Genomic DNA, 13279 nt, shown 5'->3' on the forward strand with positions numbered 1-13279 from the left:
TCACTCTTTCGGTTTACTTTCCATGCCTGTCTCAGGCGAACTCTTAGTACACCGCTCTTATAGGAATTCTATGTCTACTCTTACCCTTAAAGGGCTTACCAAGCACTACTCCCGTTCTGATAAAGCCCTGACCAACGTTAGCTTATCGGTGAATGCCGGCGAAGTGGTTGGATTGATTGGCCCATCTGGTGCGGGTAAATCAACGCTGATTCGCTGTATTAACCGACTAACCGAGCCCACCAGCGGCGAAGTTATCTTCTCCAACACCAACCTTGAGGCACTGTCTAAGCGACAACTAAGACATTCACGACGTGAAATTGGGATGATCTTCCAAGAGTACGCACTGATTGAGCGTTTAACGGTAATGGAAAACGTGCTTTCAGGCCGTTTAGGGTATGTGAATTTCTGGCAAAGCTTCACTCGCCGTTTCCCTGAGTCAGATATCCAAGCCGCTTATGCCCTACTCGACCGTGTTGGATTGTTAGAGCACGCCAATAAGAGAGCCGATGCTCTGTCGGGTGGTCAGCGCCAACGTGTTGGTATTGCACGCGCACTCGCTCAGAAACCAAAATTACTGTTGATTGATGAGCCAACAGCGGCACTTGATCCACGTACTGCGCGCCAGATCATGCGATTGATTAGCGAGATTTGTTCAGAGCAACAACTCCCAGCCATCATCAATATTCACGATGTTCAGTTAGCGAAACAGTTTGTCGACCGTGTTGTCGGCCTAAATGCTGGCTGTGTGGTATTTGATGACAAACCAAACCTACTCACCGAAGACGTACTCACACAAATCTACGGTGAAGAAGATTGGAGCCAACAAGCAGAAGAAGAGGAAGATGATCTCATCATCATGAACCCTCGCTTGTCTGAGGCAACAATATGACTCAGCCATATCCAAATCAAGCTCAGCAACATTTGAAGTCAGCACAACAGAATCCCAAACAATACCCGACACAGTGGACGAAGCCGCCACTGATATCCAACTCATGGTTACGTTGGAGTTTGATCATCATTGTCGCGGTGTACTTATACCTTGCGACTCAATCGGTACACGTAAACTGGGCTCGAATCTACGAAGGCAGCGAGCGCGGCTGGCAGTTCATTTTAGCTTTCATGAACCCAGACTTTGGCGGACGTTGGAACAACATCTCACAAGGTTTAATTGAGAGCTTAACCATGACGCTCACATCAACCGTGGCAGGTGTCATTCTTTCAATCCCATTCGGATTAGGCGCAGCCAAAAACCTTGCCCCTACTCCCGTTTATCTATTCTGCCGTGCGTTTATTTCGATCGCTCGTAGCTTACAGGAGATCATCGTTGCGATTCTATGTGTGGCTCTGTTTGGCTTTGGTACGTTTGCGGGGTTTGTCACGCTGACATTCGCAACCATCGGCTTTCTCGCAAAACTGTTTGCCGATGAGATTGAAGCCATTGACCCAGCACCACTCACCGCAATGCGCGCAACTGGCGCAAGTTGGTTACAACAAGTGAACTATGCGATTCAAGCGCAGGTGATGCCACGCTTTATCGGACTTTCGATGTACCGACTCGACATCAACTTTCGTGAGTCGGCAGTGATTGGCATTGTTGGCGCAGGGGGTATCGGCGCAACATTGAACACCGCCATGGACCGCTACGAATACAGCGCAGCGGCCGCTATTCTATTGATTATTATCGTGATCGTGATGTTGTGTGAATATCTATCGACCATCATTCGCAAGCATGTGCAGTAAGGAACGACTAAATGAGCACGCTAAATGACACACCTTCAAGCGCTATGAATCGTACCCAATGGCAACGTTATGACAGCAAACAGAGCCTAATGCTATGGCTAGGCTGGCTTTGCTTTGTTGCCCTGACGGTTTTTGCATGGCAAGTCATGAACAAGGACACGATTTGGTACTTTGTGACTGATTCGCCCAACCAACTTGCTGATATATCGTCACGTATGTGGCCACCAAGATGGAGTTATTTAGAGTCACTTTGGAACCCTTTGTGGGACACAATCAACATCGCAACACTTGGCACACTGTTAGGGATCGTACTGGCATTTCCAGTTGCGTTCTTAGCTGCACGCAACACAACGCCAAGCACAACTTTTATTAGGCCTATCGCACTGTTCATCATTGCGGCAAGCCGTTCGATCAACTCGTTAATTTGGGCACTCTTGTTAGTGGCAATCATTGGCCCAGGGTTACTGGCCGGTATTATCGCGATAGCGCTGCGCTCGATTGGTTTCGTGGCTAAGTTGATGTACGAAGCGATTGAAGAAGTAAACGTCACGCAGATGTCAGCGATTGAATCGACGGGTGCATCTCCACTGCAAGTATTGAACTACGGCATTCTTCCGCAAGTAATGCCAAGTTTCATCGGCACGAGCTTGTTCCGTTGGGACATCAACATACGTGAATCTACAGTACTGGGCTTGGTCGGCGCAGGCGGTATCGGCTTAAAACTACAAGAGTCGATGGCAATGCTGGCATGGCCTCAAGTGACTGTGATTTTCTGTGCGATTCTAGTGACGGTCATCTTCTCCGAATGTGTGGCTGCCAAAGCAAGAAAAGCCCTTATCTAAATACTAAAAACAACGTCAAATAGACGGTTATTTAGGGCGTGTTGATCTTTCGAGCTGATTTTTGTAGCGAGTTGCTGGGCATTTATACAAGACTGAGGCTTCGATGTGTAGCTAGCCTACATGAGAAGCCGATAACGTAGTAGAAATGACCAGCAAACGCTGCCCGAAGGGTTCGGGCTGGGCGCCCCCGCAAAAAGCGTTTTACTCTTTGTTGAGGGGAATTTGCTTAGAATGACTAGGCTACTTCCCCCTCGCCTCGATTAAAACGCTTTTGACTAGGCGTCCCCATCCGAACAAAATTTAACCGCGAAAAGTCAACACGCCCTAGTCAATAAGATCAAAGCCTACTCACTGAGTAGGCTTTTCGTTTGTTGGAACGTTCCATTTGTTTCCTACACGCATAAAAAAACCGAGCAACTCGCAGTGAGTTACTCGGTTTGACTTATTCCCGATGTTTTCAGTCGTTGTTGGTATCAACGAACGATTTTTCAATCACGACTGAATTTCAATGTGATGCTTCGTTCCCGCAAAGCACCACATCAATACATGCCCTCGTTAAACGGCATGTATGTTCATCATTTACAGTTGAGCAAATGATCCTTCCCACGAGTATGTCTCACCCGCGAACTCAACAGTGTGAGTTGCTTGCTGCGTGCCTTCAGCTTGGTTTGAAATACCGTAGTGGTAAGTGTTGCCAGATGTCGTTTGAATGTGCACAACAGTCCCGACACTGTTATGGCCCACAACAGACACTGATTTAACCAGACCACGAGCGCCTACAGAGGCTTCGATAGACTCGTTAAAGTAACCATGCGTTTCTAGTACAGAAGCAAACACGTGGTTTTGACCAGACTGACGTAAGATGAACGCAGGCTCACTCTTAAGGTTGAAGTCTGGATCGTTAGCACCAGTGCGAGCAAAAATAACTTCGCTGCCCGCATTAGCGCTGGTTACTAGGCTGTAGTAGCTGCTGTCATGTAGCCAGCTGACTAGAGAACCTTCTTCGTTCACTTTGCCTGAAGCAACGTTCCACAGATGTTGGTAACCGTTGTCTTCACCTAATGGCTTAAGCGTTTTTTCCATGTTGTAATCGAAGTCAGTACGGATGATCTGGCCAGAGTGGTGAACGGGCAGGTCGTACTGGTGCTCAGCGTCAGCTTCAATGCGGTATACATCGATCACTAGTGGCTTCTCGAATTCAGGAAGTTCAGCAAGAATCACGCTGCGTTGCATGTCTACGCCAGTGTAGTACTCAGAAATTGTACCGCTCATGCCTTGTAGAGACTGATCGTCTGCTACGAAGAAGTGCTTCTGACCAAACTTAGACTCGGCCAATGCTGTGTTGAAGTTGTTCTGCGTTTTCTGATCAACCGTTACTGTGTTGTGAGCAACCGTCTGCTTACAGTAAGACTTGTTCTCTGGAATGTAACGACCGCCAAACTTAGGCTCAACGTTTACCCAGCGACCGAAGCCGTAATCGTGCAACACTTCGTGGCCACGGTTGAATACGCTTAGGTGCAAGCCATCATAGTGACCGTGGTCTAGCGCAGAATGGTACTGGTGATCGCTGCCGTGTTGACCAAACCAGATCAACGCCATTGTGTCGTCGTCTTGCTCATCACGGTGACGAAGAATGCTAACGCCGCCTTTCTCACCTTCAGGGCCGTCGGTAACGAACAGGCTACCCCAGTTAAATGGTTTGATTTCATCAGCTGCTTCAACAGCGTCAGACAATGTTTTACCTGAAGCATGAACCCAAACGTTTTGTTGGTGGTTAGCCATACCAAGCAGAGTTTCAGTCTGCTCGTAACGGTGGTAACACACAGACGTTGCCATGATAACGCCTTCATCGTTGATAGAGATTGTCTTCGATGAATCGTTCAGAGCTGGCAATGTACCGTCTGGGAATGCGGTTTTGAATACAGAGTAAGACGTTGTCTTGATCACTGAATCGTTGAATTCATAGATACCCACTTCAGGCTGACGACGTTCAATCGCTTCTGCGAACAGGTAGATTGGACGTAGAGAGAAACGGTGGTAGTAAGGACCTTCCATGTAGTAGCCGTCTGGCGAAAACAGTTGGTCAAGTTGCGCTAAGAAACCGCCGCTTACTTTGTCCAGTTTCAGGCCGTAAAGCGCTTTGTCTACAGACTCTTGATCGTTGATTGCGTAACCACAGATACCTACTGCTGCCACTGCCCATAAGCCGTGGTTGTGTACGATATCGAAGTCGTGTGCGTAAGTCACAACGAACATTTCGATCATTTGCTTAAGAAGATCGTCTTCGATCAGACGTTTTTGCTCTTCAGAGATCGTGTGGTAAATACAGCTGTACGCACAAGAAGCGTAAAGCATCCACATGTTCTCGTTCAACGTTTGGTGGAACAGCTTACCCGGAGGGTTAGAGTCACGGCTTACATTGCTTTCAAGCGTTGGGTATACCGTCGCGTACGCAGTTAACATATCAACGATGTAGTCACGGTATTTTGTTTCCTCAGTGATAAGGAACAAACGGCCGGCTAGATCCATGTGGATGTAGTTTTGCTTATGACGGTTATGTTCGTAACCGCCGCCTTCACCGTGACCTGGAACTTCAATGCCAACTTCAACCATGTAAGCGTTAGTTTGTTTAATATCGCGAGTCAGTGCGTTACCTAAAAGGCTATCCTTGCCAAGTTCTTTACGAAGCTCTGCTGCTTCATCAAAGTTAAGTAAAAGTGGTTGATAGCTCATTATTATTTCCCCTGCTCTGCTGTGCTTGCTAATTCTGGGTTTAAAATTGTTTCTACTGAGTAGAAGCCTGTCCAGCTGTATACTTTGCCGTTCAGTTCTACTTTGTGTTCAGTGCTGTCAGTCGCGCCGAGTTGGTTACTGATCATCACTGTCACGTTTGATTTCTCTGTCGTAATTTCTACTACTGAACCGATATTGGTGTGAGCCACTACTTTGATGTTTTTAACTACACCACGTGCATTAACTGATTGCTCGAATTCTTCGTTGAAGTAACCGTGCGTTTCAACAACAGAAGCAAACAGTGTTGTTTCGCCTTTGCTGCGTAGAATGAATGCAGGCTCTGAACGTAGGTTGAAGCTTGGATCGTTAGCGCCAGTGCGAGTAAAGATCACTTCAGCATTGTCGTTAGACGTTGCGCCTAGCCAAGTATAGTAAGTGTTGTTTTGTAGCCAGCTTACAAGTGCTGTGCCCTTCACTTCACCGCTTGCCACGTTCCATAGATGTTGGTAACCGAAATCGTCACCTAGAGTGTTTAGCTCTTTGTTTGCTTGGTATTCAAAGTTAGTGCGAACAATCTGACCTTGATATTGGTGTGAGTAGTCGTATTGATGCTCGCCTTCGCCGCCTTTTTCAGAATCTAAGCGGTATAGGTCTAACAATAACGGAGATTCTAATTCTTCAAGATTTAGCATGAACACGCTGCGTTGCATGTCAAAGCCTTGGTAATGATCGTTAGCAAATGCACTCATACCGTTGATTTGATCGTCTTCTACTTTAAAGAAGTGAGGTAAACCATGTACTGAGTCTGCACGTTCAACGTCAAAGTTGTTCTGACATTTTTCATCAATCGTAACTGCATTGTGAGCAATCGTTTGACGAGCGTAAGATTTGTTTTCGTCTAGGTAACGGCCGCCGAATTTTGGCTCAACGTTAACCCAACGACAGAAGCCGTATTCACGTAGCACTTCTTGACCGCGGTTAAAGAAAGAAATACCCAGCGTATCAAAGTTGCCGTGACCCATGCCGTGTTGGCCGTAGTTCATAACAAGTTGAGAAACGTCGCCTTTCTTATCCTGCATACGGATAAAGCCTTGCGCGCCGTTGTGACCTTGAGGGCCTTCATTCAATTCAACACTTGGCCAGAAAGGCATGCCGATTTCTTTCTCTGCAGATGCGGCTTCGTATGCTTTAGATAGCTCAAGACCACATGGATGCATCCATACTGCGTCTTGAATCTTCGCCATACCAAGAATGTTTTGGTCTACACCGTTTTCAGAAGAGTAATGCTTACTGTAAACACTGACCGCAACCTGAACACCCATGTCTGTGATGCCCATTGTACGAGAAGCATCATTCAGAGCCGGGAACTCACCGTTCGGGTAAGCCGTCGCAAGCATCGCTTGTACTGTGTTGCCAATCACGCCACCTTTGTAGTTATAGATATCTACTTCAGGCATGTGGCGGTGAATCACTTCAGCGAACACACACGTTGGGCGAATCGCATAACGGTGGTAGTAAGGGCCTTCCATGTAGTAACCAGAAGGTGCAAATAGCTGAGAAACTTGCGCTAGGAAACCACCAGTATCGTTACGGTCGATGCCGTACACTGACATCTCAAGGTACTCGCGTTTGCCTAAAGCAAGACCACAGATACCGACAGCAGCAACAGCCCAAATGCCGTGGTTATGGATACGGTCAAAGTCGTGTGCGTATTTAACCGTGAACATTTCTAGCATTGGTTCAAAAATGCGAGACTCAATGTTGTCACGCTGCTCTTGTGTCAGTGTCGAAGCAACACAAGAGTAAGCCAAGCTTGAGAACATTAACCAGCAGTGTTCGTTCAGGATTTGGTGGAACAAACGACCGGTAGGGTTGGTGTTTTTCTGTACGTGATAATCAAACGTTAGATATTTGTCTGCGTACTCTTCTAGTAATTCTGTAACAAAGTCAGCGTACTTTTGCTCTTTAGTGATCAAGAACATGCGACCAGCTAGGTTCATGTACGTGTAATTTTGCTTGTGGCGGTTATGTTCGTAACCCCCAGCTTCACCATGACCTGGGACATCAATAGGTAAACGCATGAATGCTTCTAGATCTTTCGCGTTCGCTGCAATGGTTTTGCCCATTAAGCTAGAACGGCCCACTTCAAGGTGAAGCTGCTCGATTTCTGCTTCAGTCAACAATACTGGTTTAGTCGTCATATTCTTTGTCACCCTCAATAAAGAGTTTATCTGCTTAAACTTTGATTAAATTTTCAAACTCCACATAAAGTAATACAATAAGAGCTTTAATTATACCTATTCGTTACCAAATGATGATTAGAGTCACACAATCAACCGTAAGTCATTGATAAAAATGACTAATGATAAATATCAGCCGTTTATTAAGTTATTGATTTATTTACGCTATATAAAGTATCGCTTGATCAACATCACACAAATTTAGATATATTGTATTACAATTGAGCTCATTCCCTTATGATGAATCCAAGTTAAGTAACACTTAAAAGATTTAAACAGATTAGGAGATACACAATGAACTCTTTCTTTATCCTAGATGAAAACCCATGGGAAGAACTTGGTGGCGGCATTAAGCGTAAAATCGTTGCTTACACTGACGATCTTATGGCTGTACACCTGTGTTTTGATAAGGGCGCGATTGGCCATCCTCATACTCACGAAATTCACGACCAAATCGGTTATGTTGTTCGTGGTAGCTTCGAAGCTGAGATTGAAGGCGAAAAGAAAGTACTTAAAGAAGGCGATGCTTACTTCGCTCGTAAACACATGATGCACGGTGCGGTTGCACTAGAGCAAGACAGCATCCTTCTTGATATCTTCAACCCTGCGCGTGAAGATTTCCTAAAATAATTAATAGCGCAACCTCAGTTGCTAAGGTAAGCATATGAAATCATTAAACATCGCGGTCATTGGCGAGTGCATGGTTGAGCTACAAAAGAAACAAGACGGGCTTAAGCAAAGTTTTGGTGGCGATACGCTGAATACTGCACTTTACTTGTCACGCTTAACAAAAGAGCAAGATATCCAAACTAGCTATGTAACAGCGTTAGGTACTGATCCATTCAGTGTCGACATGTTGAAAAAGTGGCAAGCAGAAGGTATCGACACGAGCTTAGTGGCTCAGTTTGATCACAAACAACCAGGGCTTTACTACATCGAGACCGATGAAACTGGTGAGCGCAGCTTCCACTACTGGCGTAGTGACGCTGCCGCGAAATTCATGTTTGATCAACCAGATACCCCTGCTCTACTTGATAAGCTGTTCTCTTTTGACGCGGTTTACCTAAGTGGTATTACGCTTGCTATCTTGACTGAGAACGGACGTACGCAACTATTCAACTTCTTAGACAAATTCAAAGCTCAAGGCGGCCAAGTATTCTTCGACAATAACTACCGTCCTAAACTTTGGGAAAGCCAACAAGAAGCGATTTCTTGGTACTTAAAAATGCTTAAGTACACTGACACGGCTCTACTCACGTTCGATGACGAACAAGAGCTGTACGGTGACGAAAGTATTGAACAGTGTATTGCACGTACGTCTGAGTCTGGTGTGAAAGAGATCATCATTAAACGTGGTGCAAAAGATTGCTTAGTAGTTGAAAGCCAAAGTGCTCGATACGTTGCACCGAACCCTGTAGACAACATCGTTGATACTACCGCAGCTGGTGATTCATTCAGTGCTGGCTTCTTAGCTAAACGCTTAAGTGGTGGTAATGCTAGCGATGCAGCATTAGCAGGTCATATTGTGGCAGGGACTGTGATTCAGTATCCAGGTGCTATCATACCTCTAGAAGCGACGCCTGATTTGTCTCTATAATTACGCACTTTATATATTAATCAAGGGTTTGCTTAGTTGAAAGCAAGCCCATAATTAACGTGAGAAAGAATTCATGACTACATTAAATGAACAACTAGCAAGCCTAAAAGTAATCCCTGTAATCGCTATCAACCGTGCTGAAGACGCTATCCCTCTAGGTAAAGCACTTGTTGAAAACGGTATGCCATGTGCAGAAATCACACTACGTACAGAATGTGCAATCGAAGCGATTCGCATCATGCGTAAAGAGTTCCCAGACATGCTAATCGGTTCAGGTACGGTACTGACTAACGAGCAAGTTGACGCATCTATCGAAGCAGGCGTTGATTTCATCGTAAGCCCAGGTTTCAACCCTCGTACTGTTCAATACTGTATCGACAAAGGTGTTGCAATTGTACCGGGTGTAAACAACCCAAGCCTAGTTGAGCAAGCAATGGAAATGGGTCTTCGCACGTTGAAGTTCTTCCCTGCTGAGCCTTCTGGCGGTACTGGTATGCTTAAAGCACTCACCGCAGTTTACCCTGTTAAATTCATGCCAACTGGCGGCGTAAGCTTGAAGAATGTAGATGAATACCTATCTATCCCTTCTGTACTTGCGTGTGGCGGTACTTGGATGGTTCCAACTAACCTTATCGATGAAGGTAAGTGGGACGAACTAGGCAAACTTGTTCGTGACGCAGTTGATCACGTTAACGCTTAATCTGTTTTAGATTTCGTGATAAAGCCTCACTTCGGTGGGGCTTTTTGTTATCTGAGGTTTTTCAATAACTGAAGATTTTGTTATCTAGGTCTTTGAGTAACTGAAGTTTGATAGTTTGTTGGACAAACCAAGCCCCCAACACAAGAACAACAGAAAATTTGGCGGATAAATCGCGTAGATAAAGAGTACGGGTAAATAACGAACAGATCGGGACGTGAAATAGAAAATAGCGACATAAAAACAATAAGCTACACTTAAATTCCAGAAACAATATTTTGCGATTTAGCACTGAGATTTAACGTGAATCCGATCGCACAACCATGCTCAGTTGTAGCACATTTGTTACGGTTATAATTAAAATCTTATAAATAAGCTCAACCAACACACCACCACTTATATTGTAATACATATAAACATTTGAACTTCAATTTACCTTGGATCTAGAGTAATTCGCAAAAACAATTAAAGCCAATAAAAACAAAAGTTTAAATTAACTTACCGTGTGTACTCAAAAATCAATGCGACCTAGATCATACTAAAGACATATTGTAGTACAAATAAACCTTTGGACGCGTTAATCTAAGCCCAGTTAATTATGATATTTAAAAGGCTGAAAAGATGACTATTGATACTTTTGTTGTTCTCGCCTACTTCTTCTTTTTAATCGCTATTGGTTGGATGTTCCGTAAGTTCACCACGTCGACTAGTGATTACTTCAGAGGGGGCGGCAAAATGTTATGGTGGATGGTTGGTGCAACTGCCTTCATGACACAGTTTTCAGCATGGACGTTTACAGGTGCCGCAGGACGCGCGTTCAATGACGGTTTCGTTATTGTAATCCTATTCTTAGCCAATGCTTTTGGCTACTTCATGAACTATATGTACTTCGCTCCAAAGTTCCGCCAACTTCGTGTGGTAACAGCGATCGAAGCTATTCGTCAGCGCTTTGGTAAAACGTCTGAACAGTTCTTCACATGGGCAGGAATGCCTGACAGCCTTATCTCTGCGGGTATCTGGCTAAATGGTCTCGCTATCTTCGTAGCAGCGGTATTCAACATCCCAATGGAAGCAACCATTGTGGTAACGGGTATGGTTCTAGTATTGATGGCAGTAACTGGCGGCTCTTGGGCGGTTGTTGCTTCTGACTTCATGCAAATGCTTGTTATCATGGCGGTAACCATTACTTGTGCGGTTGCAGCTTACTTCCACGGTGGCGGCTTAACGAATATCGTTGCTAACTTCGACGGCGACTTCATGTTAGGTAACAACCTAAACTACATGAGCATCTTCGTTCTTTGGGTTGTATTCATCTTCGTGAAGCAGTTCGGTGTAATGAACAACAGCATCAACGCTTACCGTTACCTATGTGCGAAAGACAGTGAAAACGCACGTAAAGCGGCAGGCCTAGCATGTATCCTTATGGTTGTTGGCCCACTAATCTGGTTCCTACCGCCTTGGTACGTAAGTGCATTCATGCCTGATTTCGCATTGGAATACGCTTCAATGGGTGATAAAGCGGGTGATGCTGCTTACCTAGCATTCGTACAGAACGTAATGCCAGCAGGTATGGTTGGTCTTCTTATGTCAGCAATGTTCGCTGCAACAATGTCTTCTATGGATTCAGGTTTGAACCGTAACGCTGGCATCTTTGTAATGAACTTCTACAGCCCGATTCTTCGTCAAAACGCGACTCAGAAAGAGCTGGTTATTGTAAGTAAGCTAACCACTATCATGATGGGTGTTATCATCATCGCGATTGGCTTGTTCATTAACTCTCTACGTCACTTGAGCTTGTTCGATATCGTAATGAACGTAGGCGCGTTAATTGGCTTCCCAATGCTTATCCCTGTACTACTTGGTATGTGGATTCGTAAAACGCCTGACTGGGCTGGTTGGTCTACGCTAATCGTTGGTGGCTTCGTTTCTTACATCTTCGGTATCTCGCTTCAAGCAGAAGACATCGAGCACCTATTCGGTATGGAAACAGCGCTTACTGGCCGTGAATGGAGCGACTTGAAAGTGGGTCTTAGCCTAGCGGCTCACGTAGTGTTCACTGGTGGTTACTTCATCCTAACTTCTCGCTTCTACAAAGGCCTATCGCCTGAACGTGAGAAAGAAGTTGACCAACTATTCACTAACTGGAATACACCGCTAGTCGCGGAAGGTGAAGAGCAACAAAACCTAGATACTAAACAACGTTCAATGCTTGGTAAGCTTATCAGCACAGCTGGTTTCGGTATCCTAGCAATGGCTCTGATTCCAAACGAACCAACAGGACGCTTGTTGTTCCTACTATGTGGTTCAATGGTACTCACCGTTGGTATCCTACTGGTTAACGCATCTAAAGCTCCGGCTAAGATGAACAACGAGTCAGTTGCTAAATAGCTAAACAGCTAACAAGTTAAACCAATAATGAAGCCCATGTTATTCGATAACATGGGCTTTTTATTTGCTTTTCATTCATCAAGTTAGAATATGAAATGCATCTCTATCAATGCTCACAAGCCCATCAAAGTCCCTGTCTCCTGCCCTCGCTTTATCTTCTTTTACAACCTTGCCAATGGTTTGATCTCTTTCTCTGGTTGTTTCTGTTACTTTGAATGACAACACAAACACAACAGATAATTACAATGAAAAAAACATCACTATTACTTGCTTCCATTACTCTGGCTCTTTCTGGTGTAGCACAAGCTGACCAATTAGAAGACATCCAAAAATCAGGTACACTTCGTGTCGGTACTACAGGCGACTACAAACCTTTTTCTTACTTCGACGGCAAAACCTACTCTGGTTATGACATTGACGTAGCCAAACATGTTGCTGAACAGTTGGGCGTTGAATTACAGATTGTTCGTACTACATGGAAAGATCTGCTAACCGATCTAGACAGTGATAAATACGACATCGCGATGGGCGGTATCACGCGTAAAATGCAGCGTCAGTTAAACGCGGAACAAACTCAAGGCTACATGACCTTTGGCAAGTGTTTCTTAGTTGCGAAAGGCAAAGCAGAACAATACAACAGCATTGAGAAAGTGAACCTTTCTTCTGTGCGTGTTGGCGTCAATATCGGCGGGACTAACGAGATGTTTGCGGATGCTAACTTGCAAGACGCAAGCTTCACACGTTACGAGAACAACCTAGACGTTCCGCAAGCTGTTGCGGAAGGTAAAGTTGATGTAATGGTGACAGAAACTCCTGAAGGCCTGTTCTATCAAGTGACGGACGAGCGTCTTGAAGCTGCTCGTTGTGATACACCGTTTACCAACAGCCAATTCGGTTACCTGATTCCAAAAGGTGAACAACGCTTGTTGAACACAGTGAACTTCATTATGGATGAGATGAAATTGAAAGGGGTTGAAGAAGAGTTTCTGATCCACAACTCTCTTAAGTAACTCTTTCGATTTACTTAGTGACAAAAAAGAGG

The 13279-nt window shown here is 44.9% G+C and carries 10 protein-coding genes; 8 read left to right on the top strand and 2 right to left on the bottom strand.

All coding sequences use genetic code 11. The features are described 5' to 3' along the window. Positions 1–70: 70 nt before the first annotated feature. From phnC to phnE (OW495_RS16775), 3 genes are read left to right on the top strand one after another with little or no spacing between them, the layout of a single operon-like run. On the top strand, positions 71–889 hold the full coding sequence (gene phnC, locus OW495_RS16765) for a phosphonate ABC transporter ATP-binding protein (protein WP_289887507.1): 819 nt from the start codon (positions 71–73) through the stop codon (positions 887–889). Next, complete coding sequence (phnE, locus tag OW495_RS16770) at positions 886–1740, top strand: phosphonate ABC transporter, permease protein PhnE (protein ID WP_017110881.1); 855 nt, start codon at positions 886–888, stop codon at positions 1738–1740. Before phnC ends, phnE (OW495_RS16770) begins: the two co-directional genes overlap by 4 nt. Positions 1741–1751: 11 nt before the next feature. Next, complete coding sequence (gene phnE / locus OW495_RS16775) at positions 1752–2582, top strand: phosphonate ABC transporter, permease protein PhnE (protein WP_289887508.1); 831 nt, start codon at positions 1752–1754, stop codon at positions 2580–2582. A 579-nt stretch (positions 2583–3161) separates the two neighbouring features. On the opposite strand, the gene OW495_RS16780 is transcribed toward phnE (OW495_RS16775), so the two are convergent. Together OW495_RS16780 and OW495_RS16785 are read right to left on the bottom strand one after the other, a co-directional pair. Further along, on the bottom strand, positions 3162–5315 hold the full coding sequence (locus tag OW495_RS16780; protein ID WP_289887509.1) for a heparinase II/III family protein: 2154 nt from the start codon (positions 5313–5315) through the stop codon (positions 3162–3164). A gap of 2 nt (positions 5316–5317) precedes the next feature. Then, positions 5318–7516, bottom strand: a complete 2199-nt coding sequence (locus OW495_RS16785; protein WP_289887510.1) for a heparinase II/III family protein — start codon at positions 7514–7516, stop codon at positions 5318–5320. Positions 7517–7849: 333 nt separating this feature from the next. Between OW495_RS16785 and OW495_RS16790 the strand changes: the two genes are divergently transcribed. The 5 genes from OW495_RS16790 to OW495_RS16810 all read left to right on the top strand — a co-directional run bounded on the left by OW495_RS16790 (position 7850) and on the right by OW495_RS16810 (position 13247). Continuing rightward, a complete protein-coding gene (locus OW495_RS16790; RefSeq protein WP_009846518.1) occupies positions 7850–8185 on the top strand; it encodes a cupin domain-containing protein in 336 nt (111 codons plus the stop codon). A gap of 34 nt (positions 8186–8219) precedes the next feature. After that, on the top strand, positions 8220–9152 hold the full coding sequence (locus tag OW495_RS16795; RefSeq protein ID WP_289887511.1) for a sugar kinase: 933 nt from the start codon (positions 8220–8222) through the stop codon (positions 9150–9152). A 73-nt stretch (positions 9153–9225) separates the two neighbouring features. After that, positions 9226–9852 (top strand): bifunctional 4-hydroxy-2-oxoglutarate aldolase/2-dehydro-3-deoxy-phosphogluconate aldolase, encoded by a 627-nt coding sequence (locus tag OW495_RS16800; protein ID WP_017110887.1) that lies wholly within the window; start codon positions 9226–9228, stop codon positions 9850–9852. Between the two features lie 618 nt (positions 9853–10470). Next, positions 10471–12237 (top strand): sodium:solute symporter family protein, encoded by a 1767-nt coding sequence (locus OW495_RS16805; RefSeq protein ID WP_017110888.1) that lies wholly within the window; start codon positions 10471–10473, stop codon positions 12235–12237. Positions 12238–12482: 245 nt separating this feature from the next. After that, the gene (locus OW495_RS16810) at positions 12483–13247 is read left to right on the top strand and encodes a transporter substrate-binding domain-containing protein (protein ID WP_102514427.1); all 765 of its coding nucleotides are present in this window, start codon (positions 12483–12485) and stop codon (positions 13245–13247) included. The last annotated feature ends 32 nt before the right edge of the window (positions 13248–13279 follow it).

It is taken from the genome of Vibrio sp. 14N.309.X.WAT.E.F5 (assembly GCF_030397615.1).
Taxonomy (GTDB): domain Bacteria; phylum Pseudomonadota; class Gammaproteobacteria; order Enterobacterales; family Vibrionaceae; genus Vibrio; species Vibrio lentus.

Excerpts from the sequence above, each read along its gene's own strand:
- phnC (WP_289887507.1), top strand. The coding sequence starts at position 71 with ATGTCTACTCTTACCCTTAAAGGGCTTACCAAGCACTACTCCCGTTCT.
- phnE (WP_017110881.1), top strand. The coding sequence starts at position 886 with ATGACTCAGCCATATCCAAATCAAGCTCAGCAACATTTGAAGTCAGCA.
- phnE (WP_289887508.1), top strand. The coding sequence starts at position 1,752 with ATGAGCACGCTAAATGACACACCTTCAAGCGCTATGAATCGTACCCAA.
- OW495_RS16780 (WP_289887509.1), bottom strand. The coding sequence starts at position 5,315 with ATGAGCTATCAACCACTTTTACTTAACTTTGATGAAGCAGCAGAGCTT.
- OW495_RS16785 (WP_289887510.1), bottom strand. The coding sequence starts at position 7,516 with ATGACGACTAAACCAGTATTGTTGACTGAAGCAGAAATCGAGCAGCTT.
- OW495_RS16790 (WP_009846518.1), top strand. The coding sequence starts at position 7,850 with ATGAACTCTTTCTTTATCCTAGATGAAAACCCATGGGAAGAACTTGGT.
- OW495_RS16795 (WP_289887511.1), top strand. The coding sequence starts at position 8,220 with ATGAAATCATTAAACATCGCGGTCATTGGCGAGTGCATGGTTGAGCTA.
- OW495_RS16800 (WP_017110887.1), top strand. The coding sequence starts at position 9,226 with ATGACTACATTAAATGAACAACTAGCAAGCCTAAAAGTAATCCCTGTA.
- OW495_RS16805 (WP_017110888.1), top strand. The coding sequence starts at position 10,471 with ATGACTATTGATACTTTTGTTGTTCTCGCCTACTTCTTCTTTTTAATC.
- OW495_RS16810 (WP_102514427.1), top strand. The coding sequence starts at position 12,483 with ATGAAAAAAACATCACTATTACTTGCTTCCATTACTCTGGCTCTTTCT.